General features: G+C 61.5%; 21 protein-coding genes, 1 tRNA gene and 3 pseudogenes. 6 read left to right on the forward strand and 19 right to left on the reverse strand.

The window, feature by feature from the left end; all coding sequences use genetic code 11:
- Positions 1-61: 61 nt before the first annotated feature.
- The 4 genes from NHAM_RS13835 to NHAM_RS13850 form a co-directional block, all read right to left on the reverse strand.
- On the reverse strand, positions 62-1,273 hold the full coding sequence (locus tag NHAM_RS13835; RefSeq protein WP_011511145.1) for an efflux RND transporter periplasmic adaptor subunit: 1,212 nt from the start codon (positions 1,271-1,273) through the stop codon (positions 62-64).
- A gap of 1 nt (position 1,274) precedes the next feature.
- Positions 1,275-1,976: a TetR/AcrR family transcriptional regulator gene (locus NHAM_RS13840; RefSeq protein WP_041359012.1), complete on the reverse strand. Its 702-nt coding sequence runs from the start codon at positions 1,974-1,976 to the stop codon at positions 1,275-1,277.
- Between the two features lie 150 nt (positions 1,977-2,126).
- Positions 2,127-3,386, reverse strand: coding sequence for a Glu/Leu/Phe/Val family dehydrogenase (locus tag NHAM_RS13845; RefSeq protein WP_011511147.1), 1,260 nt, complete (start codon positions 3,384-3,386; stop codon positions 2,127-2,129).
- Between the two features lie 308 nt (positions 3,387-3,694).
- The gene (locus NHAM_RS13850) at positions 3,695-4,915 is read right to left on the reverse strand and encodes an NAD(P)/FAD-dependent oxidoreductase (RefSeq protein ID WP_011511148.1); all 1,221 of its coding nucleotides are present in this window, start codon (positions 4,913-4,915) and stop codon (positions 3,695-3,697) included.
- Positions 4,916-5,127: 212 nt separating this feature from the next.
- Between NHAM_RS13850 and NHAM_RS13855 the strand changes: the two genes are divergently transcribed.
- Positions 5,128-6,402: a serine hydrolase domain-containing protein gene (locus tag NHAM_RS13855; RefSeq protein WP_011511149.1), complete on the forward strand. Its 1,275-nt coding sequence runs from the start codon at positions 5,128-5,130 to the stop codon at positions 6,400-6,402.
- Positions 6,403-6,476: 74 nt separating this feature from the next.
- Here the strand turns inward: NHAM_RS13855 and NHAM_RS13860 are convergent, their stop codons facing one another.
- The 8 genes from NHAM_RS13860 to NHAM_RS13895 all read right to left on the reverse strand — a co-directional run bounded on the left by NHAM_RS13860 (position 6,477) and on the right by NHAM_RS13895 (position 14,386).
- The gene (locus tag NHAM_RS13860; RefSeq protein ID WP_011511150.1) at positions 6,477-7,367 is read right to left on the reverse strand and encodes an HpcH/HpaI aldolase/citrate lyase family protein; all 891 of its coding nucleotides are present in this window, start codon (positions 7,365-7,367) and stop codon (positions 6,477-6,479) included.
- Positions 7,364-7,855: a MaoC family dehydratase gene (locus NHAM_RS13865; protein ID WP_347336409.1), complete on the reverse strand. Its 492-nt coding sequence runs from the start codon at positions 7,853-7,855 to the stop codon at positions 7,364-7,366. The genes NHAM_RS13860 and NHAM_RS13865 overlap by 4 nt, the downstream gene beginning before the upstream one ends.
- A 639-nt stretch (positions 7,856-8,494) precedes the next feature.
- Positions 8,495-8,587 (reverse strand): hypothetical protein, encoded by a 93-nt coding sequence (locus NHAM_RS29290; RefSeq protein WP_081435070.1) that lies wholly within the window; start codon positions 8,585-8,587, stop codon positions 8,495-8,497.
- Between the two features lie 186 nt (positions 8,588-8,773).
- A complete protein-coding gene (locus NHAM_RS13875; protein WP_011511153.1) occupies positions 8,774-10,561 on the reverse strand; it encodes a di-heme-cytochrome C peroxidase in 1,788 nt (595 codons plus the stop codon).
- Positions 10,562-11,142: 581 nt separating this feature from the next.
- Positions 11,143-11,652, reverse strand: coding sequence for a hypothetical protein (locus NHAM_RS13880; protein ID WP_157043630.1), 510 nt, complete (start codon positions 11,650-11,652; stop codon positions 11,143-11,145).
- A gap of 83 nt (positions 11,653-11,735) precedes the next feature.
- Positions 11,736-12,353, reverse strand: coding sequence for an SCO family protein (locus NHAM_RS13885; protein WP_011511155.1), 618 nt, complete (start codon positions 12,351-12,353; stop codon positions 11,736-11,738).
- A complete protein-coding gene (locus tag NHAM_RS13890; protein ID WP_011511156.1) occupies positions 12,350-13,804 on the reverse strand; it encodes a cbb3-type cytochrome c oxidase subunit I in 1,455 nt (484 codons plus the stop codon). The genes NHAM_RS13885 and NHAM_RS13890 overlap by 4 nt, the downstream gene beginning before the upstream one ends.
- A gap of 39 nt (positions 13,805-13,843) precedes the next feature.
- Entirely contained in the window at positions 13,844-14,386 is a 543-nt protein-coding gene (locus tag NHAM_RS13895) for a cytochrome c oxidase subunit II (RefSeq protein WP_011511157.1), read from the reverse strand.
- Positions 14,387-14,774: 388 nt separating this feature from the next.
- On the opposite strand from NHAM_RS13895, the pseudogene NHAM_RS24980 reads away from it, so the two are divergent.
- The 3 pseudogenes from NHAM_RS24980 to NHAM_RS29295 all read left to right on the forward strand — a co-directional run.
- Positions 14,775-15,026 (forward strand): annotated as a pseudogene (locus NHAM_RS24980) (aminotransferase class I/II-fold pyridoxal phosphate-dependent enzyme); the annotation flags it as partial.
- Positions 15,007-15,117: pseudogene (locus tag NHAM_RS28235) on the forward strand (two-component system response regulator); the annotation flags it as partial. The pseudogenes NHAM_RS24980 and NHAM_RS28235, both read left to right, overlap by 20 nt.
- A 16-nt stretch (positions 15,118-15,133) precedes the next feature.
- Positions 15,134-15,268 (forward strand): annotated as a pseudogene (locus tag NHAM_RS29295) (KUP/HAK/KT family potassium transporter); the annotation flags it as partial.
- 131 nt (positions 15,269-15,399) lie between these two features.
- On the opposite strand, the gene NHAM_RS13905 reads toward NHAM_RS29295, so the two are convergent.
- From NHAM_RS13905 to NHAM_RS13925, 5 genes are all read right to left on the reverse strand, one after another.
- A tRNA-Lys gene (locus tag NHAM_RS13905) sits at positions 15,400-15,475 on the reverse strand.
- A gap of 169 nt (positions 15,476-15,644) precedes the next feature.
- A complete protein-coding gene (locus NHAM_RS13910; RefSeq protein ID WP_011511159.1) occupies positions 15,645-16,235 on the reverse strand; it encodes a Spy/CpxP family protein refolding chaperone in 591 nt (196 codons plus the stop codon).
- Between the two features lie 217 nt (positions 16,236-16,452).
- Complete coding sequence (locus tag NHAM_RS13915; RefSeq protein ID WP_011511160.1) at positions 16,453-18,015, reverse strand: 2-isopropylmalate synthase; 1,563 nt, start codon at positions 18,013-18,015, stop codon at positions 16,453-16,455.
- 401 nt (positions 18,016-18,416) lie between these two features.
- Positions 18,417-19,433: a polyphosphate kinase 2 family protein gene (locus NHAM_RS13920; RefSeq protein WP_011511161.1), complete on the reverse strand. Its 1,017-nt coding sequence runs from the start codon at positions 19,431-19,433 to the stop codon at positions 18,417-18,419.
- 54 nt (positions 19,434-19,487) lie between these two features.
- On the reverse strand, positions 19,488-20,195 hold the full coding sequence (locus NHAM_RS13925) for a hypothetical protein (RefSeq protein WP_041358161.1): 708 nt from the start codon (positions 20,193-20,195) through the stop codon (positions 19,488-19,490).
- A 298-nt stretch (positions 20,196-20,493) separates the two neighbouring features.
- Between NHAM_RS13925 and NHAM_RS13930 the strand changes: the two genes are divergently transcribed.
- Both NHAM_RS13930 and NHAM_RS13935 read left to right on the forward strand, forming a co-directional pair.
- Entirely contained in the window at positions 20,494-21,285 is a 792-nt protein-coding gene (locus tag NHAM_RS13930) for an ATP-binding cassette domain-containing protein (protein WP_011511163.1), read from the forward strand.
- Positions 21,282-22,841, forward strand: coding sequence for an ABC transporter permease/substrate-binding protein (locus NHAM_RS13935; protein WP_011511164.1), 1,560 nt, complete (start codon positions 21,282-21,284; stop codon positions 22,839-22,841). Before NHAM_RS13930 ends, NHAM_RS13935 begins: the two co-directional genes overlap by 4 nt.
- A 263-nt stretch (positions 22,842-23,104) precedes the next feature.
- On the opposite strand, the gene ilvC is transcribed toward NHAM_RS13935, so the two are convergent.
- Together ilvC and ilvN are read right to left on the reverse strand one after the other, a co-directional pair.
- Positions 23,105-24,124, reverse strand: coding sequence for a ketol-acid reductoisomerase (gene ilvC / locus NHAM_RS13940; protein ID WP_011511165.1), 1,020 nt, complete (start codon positions 24,122-24,124; stop codon positions 23,105-23,107).
- Between the two features lie 163 nt (positions 24,125-24,287).
- The gene (ilvN, locus tag NHAM_RS13945) at positions 24,288-24,830 is read right to left on the reverse strand and encodes an acetolactate synthase small subunit (RefSeq protein ID WP_011511166.1); all 543 of its coding nucleotides are present in this window, start codon (positions 24,828-24,830) and stop codon (positions 24,288-24,290) included.
- Positions 24,831-24,834: the final 4 nt, after the last annotated feature.

Genomic DNA, 24,834 nt, shown 5'->3' on the forward strand with positions numbered 1-24,834 from the left:
AGCATGGCCGCGAGACGTTCGATCGATGCGGGCCGCCCCCTTGGCGGTCCCGGCTCGGGAATCAGTTCAGCGGCGGCTTCTCCGGGATCGGCGGCAGCGGATCCTGCGAGATCTCGACCGCGGCGCCCGACTGCAGCTTGAGCTGGCCGACCGCAGCGACCTTGTCGCCGGGCTTCAGCCCTTTCTCGATTACCGCACGCCCGTGGATCCGGTCGCCGGTGCGCACGAAGGTTCGCTCGGCGGTCAAGCTGGTCTTGCCGTCATCCTCCTTCTTCTCCTTGATGAGATAGACGGAGTCGCCATACAGCGTGTACTCGACTGCGGTTTCCGGCACCGTGATGACCGCCGGCTTGTCAGGCAGCACCACGATCACATTCGCGAACATGCCGGGTTTCAGGATATCGCCGGGGTTGGTGATGGTCGCCTGGACGCGAATGTTGCGGGTGTCGGTCGAAATCTGCGGCTCGATGGTGGTGATCTTGCCGTCGAACTCCTTGCCCGGATAAGCATCGACCGACACTCGTACAGTCTGGCCGACTTTGAGCCGGCCGCTGTCCTTTTCAGTGACGGTGAAATTGGCGTACAGCGTCGAGAGATCGGTCAGCGACACGATCTGCGTACCGGCGGTGAGAAATTGTCCCACTTCCACCTGACGCACGCCGAGCACGCCGTCGAACGGCGCGCGCACCAGCTTCTGCGAAATGATCGCCTCGGTCTTGGCGATGCCGGCATTGGCCTGGTCGAACGCGGCCTGCGCCTGATCCACGGTGACTTGCGGGCCGACCTGACGCGCCTTGAGCTGCTGCGCCCTCTCCAGCGCGAGTCGCGCGACGGTCGCCTGCGCCTTGAAGCTGGCGAGATCGCCCTGGTCCGGCTTGTCGAACAGTTGCACCAGCGGCGTGCCCTTGATGACGTGGCTGCCGGCGGTGAACAGGATGTCGGTGATGCGGCCGTTGACGTCGGACGTGACGTTGACCTGATGCACCGCGGCGAGGCTGCCGACAGCCCGCTGCAGGTTCGGCAGCACCTCGGACTTCGCCTCGACCGCGCTGATCGTCACCGGCGGCGGCTTGTTGTTGGCGAAGAACTGCGCGATCATGTGGGCGCGGAACGCATTAAACCCGACCAGCCCGGCGACGAGCACCGCCAGCAGCAAGCCGATGACGATGAACCAGCGCCTCATGCGCACCGGACGCGCGTGAGACTTCCCGCTCAGGTCACGCGCCGAAACGTCGGTCTTGTCGCCGGTACTGCCTTGCCTTGTTACCGTCATGTCATGCACTTTCTGCGGCCGGCGCGTGGGCGGCGTTGAATACAGGTTGCTTGTCCAGATGCAAGGCAATCGCCGCTGCGTTCAGGCCGACTCCGCGAAGAATGAATTCACAGATCTGCCGCTCCAGGCCGGGCGCGGCGCCGTACGACAGGGTCGGAACGGAGGGAAGCTTGGTCAGAACCATCATGAGAACCGTGTGATGAGCAAACCAGAACAGATTGAGCGGCTCGCGTCCGACCGGCACCGCATCCCCGGCGGCGATCGCACGCTCGAGCGAGGTCGTGAAGGCCCGACCTATCAGGTCCCGGATCTTTTCGTACAGCAATCGGGCGAATTCGCCGTCGTCGAGCTGGCTTGAGATCATGAGGCGCAGGCGTTGTGCCTCCTGCTGATCCGGCGAGGCGGAGGCATTCAGGAAGTGCTCGACCATGCCGCGGATGAGAACGACCAGCGTTTCCGTCGAAGGCTCGCGATCGAGCAAGCGATGCAGCGCCGGATCCGCCTGACAGGCCTCAGCCAGAATTTCCGCATAGAGCGCCGACTTGGTCGGAAAGTGTTTGAACAATAACGCCTCGGAGATCGAGGCGGCGGCGGCAACGCTCTTGGTCGTGGTGCCTGCGAATCCATAGCGCGCAAAGCATTGCTTCGCGGCGCTCAGAATCAATTCCCGGCGCAGATCGCTGGTCATCCGCAGATTGCTCATGGCGACGTGAGTAAGCACTCACCTCCCCGCTGTCAAGAAAATGCTGCATCGCATCAATCCTCATTCGACTAAAGATTGAGATGAATCCGCGCGATCGCCGATACGGAGGTCATGAATGCCCCCGTCGCTCCGTCTCGGGCAGCTCGGCGATCACGGAAAAAGTCCCCGCGTGGTCTTCGCGGCCCGCACCTTCTCGACACCCAGCGCCATCGCCGCGGTGCGATGCGGGATGTTGTCCTTTTTCGCGCGGCGGACCATCTGGTCGAACGCCCGGTCCAGGATCTGGTATTCGCGGCGCATCACTTCCTCTTCTTCCCAGAACAGTTGCTGAAGGTCCTGCACCCATTCGAAATAACTGACCACCACGCCGCCCGAATTGCAGAGGATGTCGGGGATCAGGAAAATCTCGCGCTGGCGCTTCTCCAGGATCAGATCGGCCTCCGGCGTCGTCGGCCCATTGGCGCCTTCTGCCAGCACGCGGCATTTCAGGTTCTCGGCGACATGCGCATCGATCACGCGCTCCACGGCGGCGGGAACGAGCACGTCGCACGGCACCGTCAGGATGGCGGCGGGATCGTAGTGAAGCTGGTTGGAATAGCCGGCGATGCTCCCGTGCGCGGCGGCATGGCGCATCAGCGCGGGAATATCCAGCCCCTTCCTGTCATAAAGCGCGCCGGTGTGATCTCCCACCGCGATGACCTTGACGCCGGAATTGTAAAGTTCGAGCGCCGCCTGGGAGCCGACGTTGCCAAAGCCCTGAACAACCGCGGTCGCGCCATCGAACGCGATGTCGAGGTCCTTCATCACGCGGCGGGCGAGATAGGCAACGCCGCGGCCGGTGGCTTCGCGGCGGCCGAGCGTGCCGCCTGAACTCACCGGCTTGCCGGTGACGATCTCGGTGACGGTGCGGCCATGGTACATGGAGTACGTATCCATGAACCACGCCATCACCTGCTCATTGGTGCCCATGTCCGGCGCCATCACATCGGTGTGCGGCCCGACGAACGGAATCATCTCCTGCATGTAGCGGCGCGACAGCCCTTCCAGTTCGCGCTTCGAAATCGATGCGGGATCGACCCTGACGCCGCCCTTGGCCCCGCCATAAGGCAACCCGGCCAGCGCGCATTTCCAGCTCATCCAGATGGCAAGCGCGGCCACCTCGCCGATGTCCACGCTAGGCGCGAAGCGCGTGCCGCCCTTGGTCGGGCCCATCGTCAGGTGATGCTGCACGCGGTAGCCCTCGAAAACCGTGATCGAGCCGTCGTCGCGATGGATCGGGCAGGAAACCGTGATCGCCCGCTTCGGCATCAGGATGCGCTCGCGCTCGTCCATCGGGATCGACAGATGATTGGCGATGACCCCGAATTGCTGGACTGCCATGTCGAAGACCGGGCCGGAATAGACCGTCATCGTTCTCTCCTCTCGTGATCCCGGCTCAGGAACCTCGCGCGCGTTCAGGCGACCGACTGTTACAGGATGCGCTTCACCGGCATCGAACCCGGTCGTCGTTGTGCCTCATCGTTGCGGACACTATACAGTTATGCAGCCGTGACATCCGCAGCTAGATTTGTAATTCGCACAAAGACGTCAACGTCGAAGCCTGTTCGTCCCGCGCCGATTGCGGCACGAACGATAAGCGCCACCGATCGTTCAATGGAAGCTTTCGGCTATCGCGCCAGGGCATCCGTACGAGCCGCGTCCGCGTTGCCGACAGGAATTCAGGCCAGCGCTTTCTTGAGATCGAAAGCGAGATCGGCGGCCTGATCTGGTGCGATCGAACCGTTCACCGCGAGAATGCGGCGGCCGAAGACGTGATCCGACCCGCGATTGACGGATTCGACTCCGATCAGGCGGCCGGCCTTGTAACAGAACGCCGAGAACGATCCCTCCCCGGCGTTTCCCCGCACCACGACCTGATCGTAACCGGTGGTCAGGCCCGCGATCTGTAGCTTGTCCGCGCCCTGATCGCTCCAGAACCACGGCAGGCCGTCATAACTCTTTGTGTCGCCGGTCAACCGCGCCGCTACGCAGCGAGCCTGATCGGTCGCGTTCTGCACGGATTCGAGCCGCAGCGGCGCACCGAAGCGAACGCTCGCAAACAGCGCGCAGTCGCCGATTGCCGAAATATCCGGATCGGCGGTGAGCAGGTGCTCATCGACGATGATGCCGGAGGCAACCGGCAGATCCGCCTCCGCCGCCAGTTCGACGTTGGGCAGAACGCCGACGCCGACCACCACGAGGTCGGCCACGAGTTGCCGGCCATCGCTCAAGGTGACGCCGGTCACGCGGCCGTCGTTGCTGGTGATGCTCGTTGCCTGCACGCCGAAATGCAGACGAATCCCCGCCTCGATGTGGCGGCGCTGAAAAAACTCCGAAATCTCCGGTGTGACCGCGCGCGCCATGACGCGCGGCGCCAGCTCCACCACATCGACCTCGAGGCCCTTCGCCCGCGCGGTCGCCGCGAATTCGAGCCCGATGAAGCCCGCGCCGACGACAACCACCCGCCCCCCGGCCCCGAAGCGTTGCCGCAGCGTCTCGCTTTCATCGAGCGTGCGCAGATAGAGTACGTCATCAAGTCCGGCGTTGGGGATATCGAGCAGGCGATTGCGTGCGCCGGTCGCCAGCACAAGGTGTTTGTAAGCCCGGGACGCGCCGGAGGCACAGACCAGCTCGCGGGCGCTGCGATCGATGGCCACGGCGCGATCCGCGATCAGGTCGACGTGCTGGTCGTGATAGAATTTCTCCGGCCTGAACATCACCGAATCCGGGCGACCACCACCTTTCAGATAGGCTTTCGAGAGCGGCGGCCGCTGATAGGGCAGATGCGGCTCGTCATTGATGAGGCTGACGGGTCCGCCGTACCCCGCCTGACGCAGCGACACCGCGAGCTGAAAGCCCGCGTGGCCCGCGCCGACGATCAGGACTGGTTGATCTGCCATCTCGTCAAACCGAACGGCTCAGGATTGTCTGATCGTTTGCCATGTAACCTCCGCCCCAGTCCTTCTGCCACGCGAGCGCGCTCGCACCGCATTTAGCATAACCCGGCCCGGGATTGTCACCCCTTCGCATCTGCGATTTAAGTGACGCACCAGCCTCAACCGGCGTGCCGCACGATATCGTGCGGCAACTCGATGATCCGGAGTGACGCCAGATGCCAACCTCCGCTCCCACCTCTCCCGAAACCGCCGGCATGTCCAAGGCCGCGCTCGATCGGATCGACGACCATCTGAAGCGGCGATACATCGACGCGGGCCGGTTTCCGGGCACGCAGCTTGTGGTCTATCGGCGCGGTAACATCGTGCACAGCGCGGTGCAGGGTCTGGCCGACCTCGAACGCCAGGTGCCGATGAAAGACGACACCATCTTCCGCATCTATTCCATGACCAAACCGATTACGTCGGTCGCGTTCATGATGCTGGTGGAGCAAGGCCTCGTTGCGCTCGACGAGCCGGTTCACAAGTACATTCCCGAGTGGAAAAACCTTGGCGTGTTCCAGGCCGGCACCGCTCCCGCCTTCATGACCAGACCGCCGGCGCGACCTATGCAGATCGTCGACCTGCTGCGGCATACATCCGGGCTGACTTACGGTTTCCAGCAGCGCAGCAACGTCGACGCCGCCTATCGCGACAGGCAGATCGGCACGATTGAGATGGCCGGCACGCTCGATTCGATGATCGCGGACCTCGCCGATATCCCGCTGGAGTTCTCGCCCGGCGAAGCCTGGAACTACTCGGTGTCCACCGATGTGATCGGCTATCTCGTCGGCAAGATCAGCGGCATCCCGTTCGAGCAATTCCTGAAAGAGCGCATTTTCAATCCGCTGGGAATGGCCGACACCGACTTCTTCGTCCCGGCCGACAAAACGCATCGCCTGGCGGCCTGCTACAATGCGACGGCAGCCGGCATGACGTCGTTTCATTCGCCGAACGCGAAGGGCAGCCTGGCGTTGCAGGACGATCCGGCGACCAGTTCCTTCCTCTCTCCGCCCGAATTCATTTCCGGCGGCGGCGGTCTGTGCTCGACGGCGGCCGACTACCTCACCTTCTGCCGGGCGCTGCTCAACGGCGGCGAACTCGGCGGCGTCAGGCTGATCGGGCCGAAAACGCTGGCGCTGATGACAACCAATCACCTGCCGGGCAACCGGGACCTGCCGGAGATGTCGCGATCGATGTTTGCGGAAGCGAGCTACAGCGGCATCGGCTTCGGCCTCGGCTTTTCCGTGACCATGGACCCCGCAAAGACACTCATCCCCGGGAGCCCCGGCGAGTATGCCTGGGGCGGTGCTGCGACGACATCGTTCTGGATCGATCCGGCGGAAGAGCTGATCGCCATATTCATGACGCAGGTGCTGCCGTCGAGCGCCTATCCGATCCGGCGCGAGCTTCGCACCATGGTGTATGCGGCCATCACCGACAGCAATCTTTGATGCCGCGCCATTTCGCTTTCAGCAGGCGGCGGGCAGCGCGGCGACGGCCGCATGCTTCCGCGAACCCCTGACGCTCATTCGTCGATGGTCTCGCCAACCGAGGCCAACGCTCGCTTCGCCGCGACCAGGTGCGGCCTATCATACATCTTGCCGTCGATGCCCACCGTGCCGACGTCGGGTTGGCTGGCGAAGGCCGCAACGACGCGACGGGCGTGAGCCAGATCGGCGTCGGACGGGGTGAAGCAGGCGTTGATAATAGCAACCTGATCCGGATGTATCGCGAGACGCCCGACGAACCCGTCTCGGCGCGCAATCCGGCAACTCTCTGCGAGGCCGGCCTGATCCTTGTAATCGCCGTACAGGGTTTCGAGCGCGAGAACGCCCGCCGCGTTGGCAGCGAAAACACATTGGGCACGCGCGACCTGATAAGGGAACGTCCAATCGCCGTTCGGTTCTTTATTGGTGAGCGCGCCGAGCGCGGCGCTAAGGTCTTCCGCGCCCCATGTCATGGCCACCAGCCTTGAGCTTGGACTTGAACTCGGCGTGACATAGCCGGCAAAGCCGAACATCGCGGCCGGCGTCTCGGTGGCCAACACCAGCAGCTTCACATGCCCGGCGGGAATGCCGACGGCAACCTCCAGGACATCGACATAGTGCGAAATCAGCTCGACGTCCTGAATGCCGTTGACCTTCGGAATCAGGATGCCGTCCAGCCCCGGACGAACGACGGCGACGAGATCCTCCAGCGTCAGCCCCGTTCCGAGCGGATTGATCCGCACCAGAAACCGCCAGTTGCGCGTCGCCGCGCCGAGCAGGTTCTTCACCGCTTCACGCGCAAACGCCTTGCGGCCGGGCGCGACCGAATCTTCCAGATCGAGGATCAGCGCGTCGGCGCCGCAGGTGTCGGCCCTGGCGAACTTGCGATCGCTGTCGGCCGGGACGAACAGAAGCGAACGCAACTTCATGCCGGCCTCCGCATCATCAGCGCGTTGCGGCGGCAGAACACCACCTCCTCATCACGCTGGTTGAATCCGCGATGCTCAAACGTGACGATACCCTGCGTCGGACGCGACTTGCTGGCGCGAACGGCGACCACTTTCGATTCCGCGCGCAAGGTATCGCCGGCGAAAACCGGACGCGGAAATCTGGTTTCCTCCATGCCGAGGTTTCCGACCGTGGTCCCGAGCGTCGTGTCCTGCACCGAAAGTCCTATGATGAGGCCCAGCGTAAAAATCGAATTCATCAACGGTTTGCCGAATTCAGTCGATTTGGCATATTCGTGATCGATGTGCACAGCGGCCGGATTGCAGGTCAGCGACGAGAACAGAATGTTGTCCATGTCGGTGACGGTTCGCCGGATTTCATGAACGAAGGTTTGCCCGACAGAAAACTGCTCGAAATACAGACCCGCCATCCCGGTTTTTCCTCTCCCCCGATCGGATTGAACGCACACGACCAAACCGGGTCAGCATTGCTACTCGCACCGAGTTTGCCATCTGCCACCACGGGCTGCAATGCGCCGCAATAATGGAGGGATGTGGAGGCCTGAGGCGTGGTGGGCGCACAAGGGCTGAATCTGCGATCCGCTGAACCGGACCAACAGCAACCTCGGATGGATATGTCTTCAAACCTGGCTGGTCGCGCCCGTTTGATTTCACTAAAAAATATTGACACCTGCAAACCAGAACGGGCTCGATATTTGCTGCCTTTATGTTCTAATCCTCGCCATGAGCAACTGGTCTGCTTATCGGCGATCAAAGCCCACGATCTATCACGCGGAGACTAAAGTGACCCCAAAACAAACTGCCACAGTTGCCTCGCTATCTGTTTTTGGAGTTGGGCTCGTCGCTATCACTATCCTTGCCAGGACATTCAAAGACGAGTTCTCGGATTTCACAATCGCTGCAATTGCCACGCTTATGTTTGTGGCGTTCTATGTTCTCGGCCAATGGGTCAAACGCGCAATCGACCCACCGCCCACTGTGAAAAAGTAATCACTCAACAGAGCTTGCCGTGGCGCCGCGATCCGGTCATAGCGCAAGGCAGCCGGAAAGCCTGCGAGCGCGTGACAGCGTCTGGCTGTCATCATTCGTCAGAGCAGCGTGCCGGCGACGATCGTTGTCGAGCCACTGAAAGTGTTGGTCGGCTCTCCCCTGTCGACGGGTCGAGAGAAGAACCGACCTATTCTCGCGCGCGCTCGATGAGATAGAGATTATTTCTGACCCGCGACCAACGCTAGAGCCTCGCTTCTGATGGAATCAGAAGCGAAGCTCTATGATTTTGATTTGACGGGTTTTCTTCACGCGAACCGGAATCCACTTCGCTCGAAAACGCTCTCACGCAGGCCGATCGCCAAGCGGACCAAAACTGTTCAAAGCGTTTTCAGATATTCGAGAAGAGCTTTCTTGTCAGTATCCGGTAGACTCGTCCCAAATTCGTGGCCGCAGCGACTATTACCAGAGTTCAGATCGTCACAACCGGTCGTCTCGCGAACATTGCCGGTCTGGGCCTGATTTGAAGCAATACCGATATTATTTGTGTCATAGTCGGGACCGATCGCGAACCGCTGCTGTCGCTGGCTTGCGGGCTTAAGCAATTCGGCAAGACTTGCGACCGAACCATTGTGCAGGTACGGCGCGGCCGCCCAAATGCCCTGAAGGACCCGCGATTCATAGGCGCCCTTCGGAGGCGTCGGGCTTTCAGCTTCCATGTTAAGTCGATGCCGGGTTTCGAGAGTTGCAGCGGCGTCAGGAAACCTGAATGCGCCCGGCAAGTCCTGCAAAACGGATGGGAGTCGAGTGGCGTCTACGGACTCTGATGCACTCGGCGCAGCACCGGGTTCGATGGCTTTGCCAAACGTCCGGTGTGACGAGCTGGTCGCGAAGCTCACGACATGCTCTCCGATCGTACCTATCACCGAGGTCGATAAGATATTGAACGCGAGGTCTGTTTCCTTCAAAGGCTTCGTCGCGAACGGAATGTAAGCACCTTTCAGGACTCCTGATTTGGCCGTCCATCCCAGGATATCGTATTCACGTGTGTCCGTCCCGACATTTTGAATTGGCGTCGCCCAGGTCTGCTGAAATGGAAAACGCACCTTGCCGGCTTTCTCACCGTGGCATTCTTGGCACCCGCCGTCAGCGGTCGATCGTTCAAAGATCGCCTTGCCCTTGGCCGCCAATGCGATATCGACGGACCATGGCCATTTCGGCGGTCCAATCTTCTTCGCAAGATCCTCGAGCTTTTGCAGCCCGTCGAAATTCGCTGAGTTATTGTTCAAGAAGTCGATAATCAGACCCTTGCGCGTGGGCTGATAGTCACCGAACACGCCCATCACTTCGCCGACATTCCGGGCCAGCCCGAGGATATCACTCCCGTTGTCCGCGAAGCCTGGCCACTGTGTCTTGTCCTGTTTGGGCGCATTCCAGAGAAAAGGATAACGTACCGGTGCATCGGCTCTGTGAATGTTCTCCGGAATCAGAAACGACGGCTCTGGACCGATACCCAACCCGGTCACGCGATTGAAGATCATGCCAACTGCATCGAGGCGGCCCAGTCCCCATCCGGGATTGGGAAGCGATCGATCGACAATGGTGTGATAGCGAACGTACCATGCGTCAACGTCGCTCCGTAGCGCGGCGACTTTATCGCTGTCAGGCTTGGCCGTCTGGAGGACGGAAGCAGCAAATGTCTGGAACGCGGCATCGTCGGACGTTGCGCGCGCCATCGCCTTATCGAGGTCACCCAGAAACGCCTGGAAATCGACGAGTGCCGGTCCCCCATCTATACGATACTGCCGTTCTCCGACCTTGATCTGACGGGTGTGACAGGCGGAGCACGTCATTCCAACGACCTTCGCGCCGGTCGGGCCAGTTGCGTGAAATCCCACCGGAAGCCCGATCGAATCTTCAGGGCCGGGCAAATATCCGTATCTCGCCAAACTATCGGAGAGAAAGGGAGCGCCATCAGCTTGCTTTAACGCTTTGAGCCACGCAAAAGGGATGAGGCGCGAGCCTTGATCGCGTGTGTAGAAATCGGTGCGGCTGGACGCATCCCAGGCTGAGCCCTGGTCAACGAAGACCGGACCAGACTCATCCGCCAAAGATGATGTGACAAAGGAAAAATTCAGGAGGACGAAGACCAGAATAAGGGGTCGCATATTTGCTCCGGAGACACACATTTATGGCTGGGTATGGCTGGCGTATTGTCAACGCACTGCGGCACGAGACGGATGCCGCTGAACGTGCCGCGCAAATATTTCGCACAGATAATATTTTCTAGCAACAGTTGTTATAAACGAAAAATTCTATCCCAAGTAGATTTAAAGTTGGCGAAAATCAATTGCGCGCGACACTCGGTCGGTCGCTTTCGCAGGCGGTGCGAGCAGCACGGGCAACTCGGAATCGGGAAGACCGGCACTCCCGTTGCAAGTTCAGAGGGTGGAGTTTGAAGGGCGCTGACGTGCCCTTCCCCATGTCTATGCTCGCACGCTGGTCGGCTTTGCCGACAGCGCGCACGGCTGGCTGATGCTCTGCGTGATCTTCCCGCTGGCAGGGGCATCGTTGGCGCTCGCGATGATTGCCGACCGCGTGTGGGCGTGATCGCTTGCGTAACCAGCTTCGACCCAACCCGAGAGCGATCAGTGAATAAGCGCTCCGCGCAACAAGGTCCTGACTATCGCCACACTTGTGATTGTACTCGGCTGAAAAATTCCGGCGGACGTCCTTGGCCGATCGATGGTCATCGATGACTCATCTGCCCCGTGAGAGATATGATGCGGGGACGATAGCCGACGAACGCGACGATGAACCATAGCAGGCCCAGCACGACAGCAAGGACGATCAGCGTCCAGCCGGCCACGGCCTGCTGGTCGAGTCGATAATAGGCGCAAAGCCGCGTTGGCGCCGCCAGATAGAGGCCGCCGATCGCGCCCAGCTTGGGAATGAAATTAGCCCAGATGAACGCGCGGCCGAGTGGCGGCATGCGGCGCCAGGACAGGCCCAGGGGTAACCCCACCAGCAGCGGCAGACTCAGGAACTTGGCTGCATCGACCAACGGATCCGCGACCGCCCTATCGAGGGCGCGCGGCAGCATCCAGAAAGAAGTGCCCAACACTACCATCACGATGCCGGGGATACCGAGCCAGTCGGCATCGGCGAGCCAGCGCGGCTCATATGCGCGGACACCGCTCGCAAGCAACAAGCCGATGCCGATCAGCAGAGGCACCTGTATCGTCATATGCACGGCCATGTCGCTCTCGAGAGCGATGCGCACCGGCCACAGCCACAGGGCGAGCCATGATCCGATGACGGCCACGAAACACAAGCGGGGGCTCATGGCAATGACTCGCGCAGCGCGTCAGCGAGGAGCTGTGGAGGCGAATCGGGATCGAGGATGCGGACCAGGCGCCCTCGTGCGTCGACGAGATAGACGGCGCTGTTATGAATGAAGCCGCCCATGCCGTCGGGGATAACAACGACGCCGAAGCTTTGCTTCAACGCGGCAAGGCCGCGCTCGTCGGCGGGCGCGGCGATCCGCCAGCGCGGCGCCTTCGCGCCATAGCGGTCGCCGTAAAGCTGCAACGCCTCCCGATCGTCGTTTTGCGGATCGAAGCTGATGCTGAGCAAGTCGAGCGGCGCGCCGGCTCCCGCGCGGCGCATAAGTTGCAGCACGCCATGAAAGTCATCGCCGAGCACGCCGCACAGCGTCGGGCAGCGGGTGTAAATGAAGTCGACCAGGACGGGCCTGCCCTTGTACGAACTCAACGCGAAGGCATGACCGTCCTGATCGACCAGTCGCACATCCGGGAGGAGAAGCGGCGTGCGTTCAATGGACAATTGCCGCGCGCCGGCGCTGGTGACGACGCGAAATCCATCGGTCTCCCAAGCGAGCGCCGCGATTCCTGTCGCAGCGACGATCGCAAGCAGAGGGAGAAAGCCGCGAGTCATCATGCTTCGGCTTCCTCGCGCATTGCCGATGGCAAACCGATGACGAAATTCAGCACCAGGATCAATGCCCCCAGCACCGCCAGCGTCCCGCCGATCGAGGCCACCCGGTCATAAGGCAACCACTCCGGCAGATGCACCGCATAGCGGCGCGGTACGCTGACGCTTCCGGCGGCGAGGAAGGAAAGCACGAATACCGAGCCGCCGACGAGGTAGAGCCAGAAGCCGAATGGCAGCAAGGCACCCGTCGTCCTTGGGACAAGGTAGGTCATGAAGCCGAAGAACATCGCCACCATGCCAAGCAGCAAATAGGTATGGAAGTGGCCGGGTACCCATTGCGTGTTGTGCATGAAGCTGTTCACCTCGATGGTTCCATCGGCGATCGCCGGGATGACGCCGATCGCCCAGCCGGCCACTCCGACGAAGACAAGGCCCGCCGGTACGGTCCACTTGATCCCGGAACGATAGACATTGGTGAGCGCGCCGAAGGCAGTCACCAGCAGCACCGGCAGGCCGCTCAGCCAGGAGATGATCTGGCTGGCGATCAGCACCCAGGTCGGCATGGCAAAGTCCATCAGCAAATGATGCGGGTAGACGGCCAACACCATCATCGTCGAGAGCACCCAAGCCAAATAGAATGCACGGTTCGTCTTCCACTTGCGATGGGTAAAGACAGGCAAGATCTCGTAGACCGCGATCACCGCCATGTAGATCGTGGCGTTGATAAAGACGTGCCCGAAGAAAAAAATCATATTCTTCGCCGCCAACGCGTTGAAGGTGAAGCTTGGCACGTACAAATTGACAAGCGAGACAACGAGCACTGCGGCGCCGAGCAGGATGCCGAGGATGTTGACGATCAGCACCATCGTCGATGCGGTAACGGCAGCCGGTGGCCCTTCATCTTCCGGCGCCAGACCTAAGACTTGCTTGACACCGAGCGCCGCGCCCAGCCCGCCATAGACGGAAAGAATGCCGCGGGCGATGTCGAGATGCAGCAGCAGAAAGCCGACGCCGATGAACAGCAAGCCCACCATGTAGGAAGCTGCTGCATTGACCGACCAAAGCTCGCCGGAATGTGCGGGCAGTGGGAACAGGAAGGTCCAGGCGGCGGCGAATCCGCCGATGAACCCGGAACCGAGAATGAGCACGGCGCCGATCAGGAAGAACACCAGATTGGCGACGAACACCGCCGTCGACACCGGCACATGGCGACGCACAAAATACCACATCACCGCAGCACCGCTCAAACCGGCGATACCGACCATGCCGGCGCCATGCATCGTCATGATGACGTAGAAGAAATCAGGCTGGATACTGATCCATTGCGCCTGCGCCAGGCGCATCGTCAGTCCGAGCAGCATCATCAGCAACAGAACAAGTCCAGACACGACTATGTAGGCGAGAACAGCGGCGCGCGCGCTCATCCCGCTCCGGCTTTGCACGGCTTGGACGGTCATAGCATCCTCCTGGCTGCGCCGCTTAATGCGCCGCGCCTCTTAATGCTCGGAGACTTTGATTTCCGCCGTCATCTCGTGATGCGCCACGCCGCAATATTCGAGGCACAACACCCGATAAACACCAGGTTCATTGAAGGTGTAGCGCAGCACGTTGACGTATCCGGGCATCGCCTGGGTTTGAGCAACGATGCGCATGTCTGGATCGTAGAGCGCAAAGCCGTGGTTCACGTCCTTGCTGGCGACGTGAAATTCCGCCGTCTCTCCGACCCGAAACGCGTCTGGTTTGATACTCCACGACCACTGCTCGGCGACGGCCTCGACGGGCTGCACCGCTTTGGCAGACGATGATGCAGACATACTCGACACGTAGGGAAGTTTGCCAAGGGTCTCATAATTGGCCCCGACCAGAACGATAATGGCGAGGCCGAACAGCCAGATGCGCAGTCGATATGCGGACGCGATGACAGGCCCGTAATCAGCTTCGGCGAGCGTAGCATTTGCGCCTATCGCCACCCAAACGAATACAGCGGCGAGCGTCCCCATCAGCACGATCGAGACGCCCCAGACGACTTCCTGAATCATAACCCCTCCCCAGCGTTTTCCAGCAGGTAGGCGATTCACGCTCAGTCGACGAAATCAGGTGCCACTTCTTACAGTGCGGCGGGGTTGGAGAAATCCCTTCTTCCGCATCAACGTCAAATAAAACACGTACTATTCGTGTATCTTATGCCGCAAATCCGGCTGAGTCAAATTTCCATCGGTCGTCGCGCGTAGATCGCCGCGGTCATGCCCTAGTTCTGCTGACACCTTCGCCGGCGTAGCCAGAGGCGCGGTCGCGCGGGGTTTGCCGGCAACGTAGAGCGGCCCGGTGAGTACAAAGCCGCCGATCAGATTGCCAACTGCAGTTCGCAAGTCCCGGCTGGGCGCTTGCGTCGTTTCCATCCAAGGCACCAAGCCCAAACTGTTAGTGAAAAGGCTGCGCCATAACGACGTGGCGCATTCGAACAGCTTCTGGCTGCGGCTGATCCGAGCCGGCCGAAGCTGATCGTGTTCGAGAGCTTGTATTCCATGGACGGCGACGTCCGCCGGTGAACCGCATCTGCGATCTCGCCGAGCGTTACGGCGCCATGACCTATATCGACGAGGTGCACGCGGTCGGAATGTAGGACCGCGCGGCGGCGGGTCCATTCCTTCGGACGATACATGCCGGCGTGTCGGCCTATGTCGTCGACGGCGTGCGGCAAGAGCACGTCAAGCCGATCCTCGACATGGCCGTCAGACGCTTCAACGCCTTTTCGCGCATGGCGCGGGAAGGCCGTAGTCCGCCGAGAAGATGGCAACGGTTTGCCACACTGGCAGAAAGCATTGTTCGCGATGATGGAGCGCAACGCTACTCACGTAAGCGACTTCTTCAACATGCCAAGCGATCAAGTCGTCGAGATTGGCCGGCAGGTCACCATCTGAATAGTTCTTGCCATGAGGGTGTCATCCACAGATGCACAGGTATATCTTCTGCGTTCTTCTGCATTTGAGTGAAGAAGAAAGAAATGACTTTTGGAGATTTGCAGAAGCTGGTGTGACTATTACTTTGCGATTGGTGGGCGATGTAGGGCTCGAACCTACGACCCGCTGATTAAGAGTCAGCTGCTCTACCAACTGAGCTAATCGCCCGGAGCTGTCCGAAATTCCCTTGCCGGACGGGGTCCATTTAGCAAAGCGAAACCGCGATGTCCAGCAAGGCAACGGCGCTTTCCCGCTTCCGCCGCAACTTTTGCAAAACGTGAAAAAGCCGCCGAATCCGGCGGCTTCCTCATATCGTGGCGACCTCGGATCGGTGCTGTCAGAGCTGCCCGGGCTTCTGCTCGTCATGGCCGCCGCCGGAGCCGCCCCGGTCATGGTCGTTGTGACCGAACCGATCGCCGCCGCGGTCAAAGCGATGATGGTGCCACCCCATCCCGCCGAACCCGTGGGCCATGCGGGTGAGAACCATCAGGCGCCGCTTCTGGCCGTCGTCGAGGGTCTTGTAAAGCGGGTCGGCGGCATCGGCGATCGTCTTCAAAGCCGCCGCGGTCTCAGCCATGCGATCGGCGCGCGAGCGCAGGCGAGCCACCTGATCGACAGGCTCCTGCTTCTTCTGCGCGTCACCTTTCTTGGCCTCGTTCTTGCTCTCCTTCTTGGCGTTGGCGCGGTCGATCCGCAGCTTGGCGAAATCACGAATCGCCTTCTCCACCGGTGGCCACAGCTTCTCCTGCTCAGGCTTCAGCGTAAGGCCGGCGTGAACCGCCGCGATCCGCGCATCGGCGAGAGCCGTCCTGTCCTGCGGACTGAGCTGCACGTGATCATGGGACCAGGAGCGATGCTGGTGCGCATATACTGCGGTCGAACCTGCGATGGCGAACGCTGCGACACCGGCGAGAATGGCCTTCTTCATTGGAACCCTCCTTTGCAAGGTCCGAGGAAGATGGATGCCTACGGCGGGCGACGCAAATTACATCTTGGCAACAGTAGCCTCTCTTACGAAGATGTAATCTTATGCAATTAAACCAACGGAAAGCATTTCAAGATACGGCGCGCGCGGGAACAGTATCGCAAATACAAACGGCGCCGCGAGGCGCCGTCCGATTCGTTTCGTCATTGCAGTGAGAGGATCAGCTCGCGGCGGCGGCCGAAGGCACGTCGCGCTGATGCTTCATGACGATCTTGTTGAGCGCACCGAGATAGGCCTTGGCGGACGCCACCAGCGTGTCCGGATCAGCGGCCTTCGATGTCATCGCGCGGCCGTCCTGGCTGAGACGCACCGACACTTCCGCCTGCGCGTCGGTGCCGTGGGTCACCGCATGAACCTGATAGAGATCGAGCTTGGCCTCGTGCGGCACCAGCCTCTTGATGCAGTTGAACACCGCGTCCACCGGACCGTTGCCCTCGGCTTCCTCGATCCTGGTTTGGCCATCGACCGTGAGCTTCATGGTCGCGCGCTGCGGACCATGAGTTCCCGCGATCACGGTCAGCGAGGTCAGCTTGATGCGATCGTGCGACGCGGCCATTTCCTCGTCGACCAGCGCAACGATGTCCTCGTCGTAGATGTCCTTCTTGCGGTCGGCCAGTGCCTTGAAACGCACGAACGCATCCTGCAACTGGTTCTCGGCCAGCTTGTAGCCCAGTTCCTCGAGCTTGTGCTGGAAGGCATGGCGGCCGGAATGCTTGCCCATCACCAGCGAGGTCTGCTTCACGCCGACGCTCTCGGGCGTCATGATCTCGTAGGTCTGCGCGTTCTTCAGCATACCGTCCTGATGAATGCCGCTCTCGTGCGCGAACGCGTTCCGGCCGACGATCGCCTTGTTGTACTGGACCGGGAACGAGGTCGCCGCCGACACCAGCTTGGAGGCGCGGGTCAGCATCGTGCTCTCGACGTTGCACCAGTACGGCATGACGTCGCCGCGGGTCTTGATCGCCATCACGACTTCTTCCAGCGCCGCGTTGCCCGCCCGCTCGCCGATGCCGTTGATGGTGGATTCCACCTGGCGCGCGCCGCCCTCGACGCCGGCCAGCGAGTTGGCGACGGCGAGACCCAGATCGTCATGACAGTGCACCGAGAAGATTGCCTTGTCGGCGTTCGGCACCCGCTCGCGGATGGTCCTGAACATCCGCCGGTACTCGTCCGGCACCGCATAGCCGACGGTGTCCGGCAGGTTGACGGTGGTGGCGCCGGCCGCAATCGCGGTCTCCACGCATTTGCACAGATAGTCGATCGGGGTACGGGTCGCATCCATCGCCGACCATTCGACATCCTCGACCAGGTTGCGGGCCTGCGTCACCGTCGCGGTGATGATCTCCAGAACCTCGGCCTCGCTCTTGCGCATCTGATGCGCCAGATGGATCGGCGAAGTGGAGACGAAGGTGTGGATGCGGCCCCGCCGTGCGTGGCGCACCGCTTCGCCGGCACGGGCGATGTCGCCGGGAATGGCGCGGGCCAGACCCGCGATCACCGCGTTTTTGGCGTTCTTTGCGATCTCCGCAACCGCCTCGAAATCGCCGACCGACGCGATCGGGAAACCGGCTTCGATGATATCGATGCCCATGTCGTCGAGCATCTCGGCGACCTCGAGCTTCTCCTCGAAAGTCATGGTGGCGCCGGGGCATTGCTCGCCGTCGCGCAGGGTGGTGTCGAAAATAACAACGCGGTCCTTGTCGGACTTGTTCGCGGAGGTCATGGAAAAGGTCCTCTGGTCAATGCACCGTGTGGGCGCTCGAAGGGGTTCTGGTGTTCCTGCGTCCCCCTGAGTGCCCAGGCACAACTGCCCAGCCGGCGCTCAGGGGCCGATAAGAAGCAGAAGCCCGCCAATCAGCAGGGTGGGCATGGACGCAGCCGGAATCGCTTCGGAACCGGCGATTGACGCCGCTTTCCCGTGAATTCCAGTCATTTCGCTGCGAATCAGCATCACCGGACCCTTAGAGGGCTATTCTCGACAAAAACCGTTGACGGTTCGTTGCCGACCCTTCCTGCACGGTTCTAGACGAGAATGACCCGATATCGCAATGCCAAAAGATGGTCAGCGAGGCTGCCCTACTCCATCCGGGAAGCGACGGTGCACCTCGTCTGAACCGCCATCGCTCATGTCGTTCGCGCCGGCCCTGCCGCTCGCCGCGGCGGTGAGGATGCCGAAACGGATCCGGAGTTCCTTGTCGCGGTCTTCTTCACCGCGAGCTTCCTTGGCCTCACCACACCCTTGCCTTCGCTCTCCAGCGCCTCCCGGACCTTGTTGAACTCGCCCAGTTCGCTCTTGTCGACCTTGGGAAACTGCAGGTCGAGTTGCTCCAGCGCACTGACGATGGTCGATCCGATCACGACGCGCGCGAACCACTTGTGGTCGGCCGGCACCACATGCCACGGCGCATGGATCGAGGCGGTATGGTGAATCATGTCCTGATACGCCGCCTGATACCTGTCCCAGAACTTGCGCTCGGCGACGTCGCCCATCGAGAACTTCCAGTTCTTCGCCGGCTCCTCCAGGCGGTCGAGAAAGCGCTGGCGCTGTTCCCCCTTCGAGACGTTGAGGAAGAATTTCAGCACCACCGTGCCGTTGCGCGCGAGATATTTCTCAAACGCCGAAATATCCTCGAAGCGTTCGCGCCAGATGGTCTTCGTTACCAGCTTCGGCGGAATCTTCTGTTTCGCCAGAATTTCCGGGTGCACGCGCACCACCAGCACTTCCTCATAGTAGGACCGGTTGAAGATGCCTATGCGTCCGCGTTCGGGAAGCCGTCGCGCCGCGCGCCACATGAAGTCGTGATCGAGTTCCTCCGTCGAGGGCTGCTTGAAGGAATGCACGTCGCAGCCCTGCGGATTGACACCATCGAACACGCTCTCGATGGCGCTGTCCTTGCCTGCGGCGTCCATGCCCTGGAAGATCAAGAGCAGCGACCATCGATCCTGCGCATAGAGTTTTTCCTGCAAATCGCTAAGGCGGTCGCGGTTGACCTTGATGATCTGCTGTCCCCGGTCCTTATCGATGCCGCCGCGTTCCGCAGTCTTGTACGAGGTGAGATGGAACGTCTTCGTGCCGTCGACACGAAACGGCTCGACAAATATCTTGGGATCGACGGCAACCAGATGATTTTTCTTGCTCATAAAGCGAACTCCGGTTTGCGGCGACCTCAAGACAATATAACCAAGCGGATGATGTCAAACCGCCATCGACGCCACATGATCGATGAACGCCGTCACAAAGACTGGCATTGCCGGCGTAAAATCCTCCGGCCCGCGCACCAGATGGATCGTGCTCAGTTCCGGTGAGCGTTGTCCCGCAAGCGCGCGTACGATCCGTGCGCGCAATGCTTCGCCCGGCATGTCCACATCCAAAAGCTGAATCACCGCGATCAGCGGCCCGGCGACGACGCAATACCGGAACGGATCGGCACGATAGGCGGAAGGATCGAGACCGGTTTCCTCCTTGACCTCGCGCAGGATGCTGCCGGCGATGTCCAGCGCGCCATCTCTGACATCGCTGAGATCGGGCGTGCCGGACGGAAAATAGATACGCCCGGCATTCGCGGTGTTTGCACCCATCTCACCCAGCACGAATGCACCGTCATTGCCGCGCAGCGCGCCCATGCCAAAGCCGTTGAACACGCTTTTGTCGGGAAAGCCCCAGTCCCGCCAGGCGAGGAAGCTTGCGAAGTCGGTCTCGAAATAGTCCGCACGAAAGCAATCGCGCTCGAACACCGGATTGCGGCCGAGCAGGATGCGCCCGTTCCACAGCGCCGGCGTCTTGACGCGCAGCGCCGCGAAATGGGCGCCGATCTCGCTTCGCCGCTCGTCGGCGAAAGCCCAGCGCCATGGCCGCACTGTGAGATCCAGCCGGCTGACGCGATGAATCGCGAGCATCGTCACGTTGCGCTATTTCGCATTCCCCGCAGGTCCTGCCGGCATGTTCGACGAACGAGTGATCTGCACGTCGGCGCGCGGCGTTCGGGTGATTTCCAGCCAGACTGCGACATTGTCGAGCGCCTTCGTCCAAGAAAACGATGCATCGGCCTCAAACAGACAGCCGACGCCGCGTTTTAATCCCGTCAGTGTTCGGTGTGCAAGACCGTGGGCCGGCGCGCCTGCACCAACGCAAACTTGCATTACCGGCGGGCTCGCCGGACCGGACTTGGTGCGACGGCGACCATGTGATAACCCGCAAGGCATGAGCGAAACCTCGCCGCTGATTGCGTTTTCGCATGTCGCCAAAAATTTCAACGGCGGTCGCGTCAGGGCCGTGGACGATGTCTCGCTCGATATCGCCGCGGGCGAATTTCTCGCCGTCGTCGGCGGCTCCGGCTCCGGCAAGACGACGCTGCTGCGGCTCGCCAACCGGCTGACCGATCCCGACACCGGCACCATCACCGTTGCGGGAGAGGACATCGCCGGCGTCGATCCGATCGGGCTGCGCCGCCGCATCGGCTATGTGTTCCAGAGCGGCGGCCTGTTTCCGCACATGAGCATCGCCGGCAACATCGGCATCACGCCGCGCCTGCTCGGGACGCCAAAATCCGAAATCGCCGCACGAGTCGACGAACTGCTCGATCTGGTGCAACTCGACCGCGCGCAGCACCACGACCGCTTTCCGCACGAATTGTCCGGCGGCCAGCGCCAGCGCGTCGGCGTGGCGCGAGCGCTCGCCGCCAAGCCGCACATCGTCCTGATGGACGAGCCGTTCGGCGCGCTCGATCCGATGACGCGCGACGCGCTCGGCAACGACTATCGCGCGCTGCACGCCAGCCTCGGCCTCACCACCGTGATGATTACCCACGACATGACGGAGGCGCTGCTGCTTGCAGATCGCGTTGCCGTCATGCGCGAAGGCCGCCTGCTGGCGTGGGGTACGCCGGCGGAATTGTCCCGTAGCGACGATCCTTATGTCGGCGATCTGCTGGGCACGCCGCGCCGCCAGGCCGAACGACTTCGAGCGGTGCTATCGCAGAGCAGCACGTTATGAGTCTGCTCTCCGATCCGCTCTGGAGCGAAGCGCTCGGCCACCTGCCCGATTATCTCGGCAATCACGTCCGCGTCAGCGTCGCCGCGCTCGGGCTGGGGCTCGCGACCAGCTTTCCGCTCGCCCTGATCGTACGCACCAGGCCGGTGATGCGCTCCGTGCTGCTGGGTCTCGCCAGCATCGTACAGACCGTGCCGGGACTGGCGCTGCTGGCGCTGTTCTATCCGCTGCTGCTGGCGCTGGCGGCGTTAACGCTGACGTGGTTCGGCGTCGGTTTCTCCGCATTCGGATTTTTGCCGGCGGTGCTGGCGCTTGCGCTGTATTCGATGCTGCCGGTGCTGCGCAACACCATCACCGGCCTGCAGGCTATCGATCCTGCATTGACCGAAGCGGCGCAAGGCGTCGGCATGACGGCGCGACAATCCCTTGTCATGGTCGAGCTGCCGCTGGCGCTTCCGATAATCATGGCGGGAATCCGCACCGCGGCGGTCTGGGTGATCGGCACCGCGACGCTATCCACGCCGATCGGTCAGACCAGCCTCGGCAACTACATCTTCGCCGGGCTGCAAACCCAGAACTGGGTGTTCGTGCTGTTCGGCTGCATCGCGGCGGCGGCGCTGGCGCTGGTTGTGGACCAGTTGCTGGCGCTGATCGAATCCGGCTTGCGGGTGCGTAGCCACATCCGCGTGGCAGCCGGACTCGTCGGCATCGCGGTCCTGATCGCGGCCACGCTGGCGCCCTCGCTTACCCGCGCCAAATCCGCTTACGTCGTCGGCGCCAAGACCTTCACGGAGCAGTATGTACTCGCGGCGCTGATCTCGCAACGACTCCGGGCCGCCGGTCTCTCCGTCACCACGCGCGAGGGTCTCGGCTCCAACGTGATCTTCGAGGCGCTGACAAGCGGCGACATCGACGTCTATGTCGATTATTCCGGCACGCTGTGGGCCAACCAGTTTCACAATACGGGTATGCTGCCGCGCGAAAAATTGCTCGCAGAGATCAAGGCGACGCTGGCACGGCAGAACATCACCCTGCTCGGCGAACTCGGCTTCGAGAATGCCTACGCGCTGGTGATGCCCAAAACACGCGCCGACTCACTGAATATTCATTCGATCGCCGACCTCGCCGCTCGCGCGGGCACGATGTCGATTGCCGGCGACTACGAATTCTTTGCCCGGCCGGAATGGGCGGCCCTGAAGAAGGCTTACGGATTGTCGTTTCGCGAACGGCGGCAGATGCAGTCGAACTTCATGTACGCCGCCGTCGCTTCCGGCGAGGTCGACGTGATCGCCGGCTACACCAGCGACGGCCTGATCGCCAAGTATGGCCTGACGGTGCTCGACGACCCCCGCCATGCCATTCCGCCCTATGACGCGATCGTGCTGCTGGCGCCCCGGCGGGCTCATGACGCGAAGCTGCGCGCCGCACTTCAGCCTCTGCTTGGAAAAATCGGCATCACCATTATGCGCGAGGCCAACCTGCGTGCCAGCGGCAGCGATGCGGACAGTTCGCCGGCAGAGGTCGCGCGCTGGTTGTGGGACAAGATCGGGAAGAAGTGAGGCCGGCGGTCGCGCTCGCGCGGAGCCGCCTTACTTCCCTCTCCCACAAGGGGAGAGGGAAAAAGAGAGGTCAGTTTTTCGTCTTGTCGACCAGTGCGCCCTTCTTGATCATCGAGATCGCACCTGCGCGATCTCGCACGAAAGGAGTGGATCAAGAACCCTTAGAGCGTTTTCGAGCGAAGTGGATACCGGTTCGCGTGAAGAAAACGCGTCAAATCAAAATCATAGAGCCCGCTTCTGATTCCATCAGAAGCGAAGAGGCTCTAGTTCTTTGACTTGTCGACCAGCGCGCCCTTTTTGATCCACGGCATCATGTCACGGAGCTTTGCGCCGACCTGCTCGATCGGATGCGCCGCGAGCCTGGCGCGGGTCGCCTTGAACGAGGTCTGGTTGACCTTGTTCTCGAGCATCCAGTCGCGGGCGAACTTGCCGGACTGGATGTCGTTGAGCACGCGCTTCATCTCCTTCTTGGTCTCCTCGGTCACGATGCGCGGGCCGGTGACGTATTCGCCGTATTCGGCGGTGTTGGAAATCGAATAGTTCATGTTGGCGATGCCGCCTTCATAGATCAGGTCGACGATCAGCTTCACCTCGTGCAGGCACTCGAAGTAGGCCATCTCGGGCGCGTAGCCGGCTTCCACCAGCGTCTCGTAGCCGTTCTTGATCAACTCGACGAGTCCGCCGCAGAGCACCACCTGCTCGCCGAACAGGTCGGTCTCGCACTCTTCCCTGAAGGTGGTCTCGATGATGCCGGCGCGGCCACCGCCGACGGCAGAGGCGTAGCTGAGGCCGAGATCATGGGCGTTGCCCGACGAATCCCTGGCAACCGCAATCAGGCAGGGTACGCCGCCGCCGCGCTGATATTCCGACCGCACGGTATGGCCGGGGCCCTTCGGCGCGATCATCAGCACGTCGAGATCGGCGCGCGGATCCAGCAGATTGAAATGCACGTTGAGGCCGTGAGCAAAGATCAGCGCCGCGCCCTTCTTCATGTTGTCGTGCAGATTTTCGCGATAGATGTCGCCCTGCAATTCGTCGGGCGTCAGCATCATCACGACATCGCCCCACTTCGCAGCCTCGGCGACGTCCATCACCTTGAAGCCGGCAGCTTCGGCTTTCTGGGCGGAGGCGGAACCCTTGCGCAGCGCGATCGCAATCTCCTTGACGCCGGAATCCTTCAGGTTCAGCGCATGGGCGTGGCCCTGGCTGCCATAACCGACGATGACCACCTTCTTGCCCTTGATGAGGTTCAGGTCGGCGTCACGATCGTAATAAACACGCATGGTCGTTCCTCATTTTCGGCCATAATCGGCCAGATCAACATTTACGGATGGCGCGAGCACGCGGCCCGGAAGGCGGCCCGGAAGAATTGCGCCCGATTTTTAGGGCGATGCCTGCCGGGAGACAAGCCCGGCGACGTTTGACCGGTCGCGCGCCGACATGGCCCTACATCCCTTCCGGTCCGCGCCCGATCGCCGCGACGCCGGTTCGCGACACCTCGACCAGACCGATCGGCCGCATCAGGTCGACAAACTGATCGATCTTCGACGTGCTACCCGTGATCTCGAACACGAAGCTTGCGTTGGTGGCATCCACCACGCGGGCACGGAACACCTCCGCAAGCCGCATCGCCTCGATGCGCTGGTCGCCCGAACCCTTCACCTTGACCATGGCCAGCTCGCGCTCGATGGATTTGCCGGTCAGCGTCATATCCACAACCTGGTAGACCGGGACCATGCGGTCGAGCTGATGCTTGATCTGCTGGATCACCATCGGGGTGCCGGTGGTGACGATGGTAATTCGCGAGACGTGCTTGTGACTTTCGGTCTCGGACACCGTGAGGCTTTCGATGTTGTAGCCGCGGCCCGAGAACAGCCCGATCACCCGCGCCAGCACGCCCGGCTCGTTGGCGACCAGAACCGACAGCGTGTGCGTCTCGTTCGGATCGCGACGATCTTCGAGAAAGTAGGCGGAAGCGGGTTGGGTCATTGCA

The sequence above is a fragment of the Nitrobacter hamburgensis X14 genome (genome assembly GCF_000013885.1).
Classification (GTDB): domain Bacteria; phylum Pseudomonadota; class Alphaproteobacteria; order Rhizobiales; family Xanthobacteraceae; genus Nitrobacter; species Nitrobacter hamburgensis.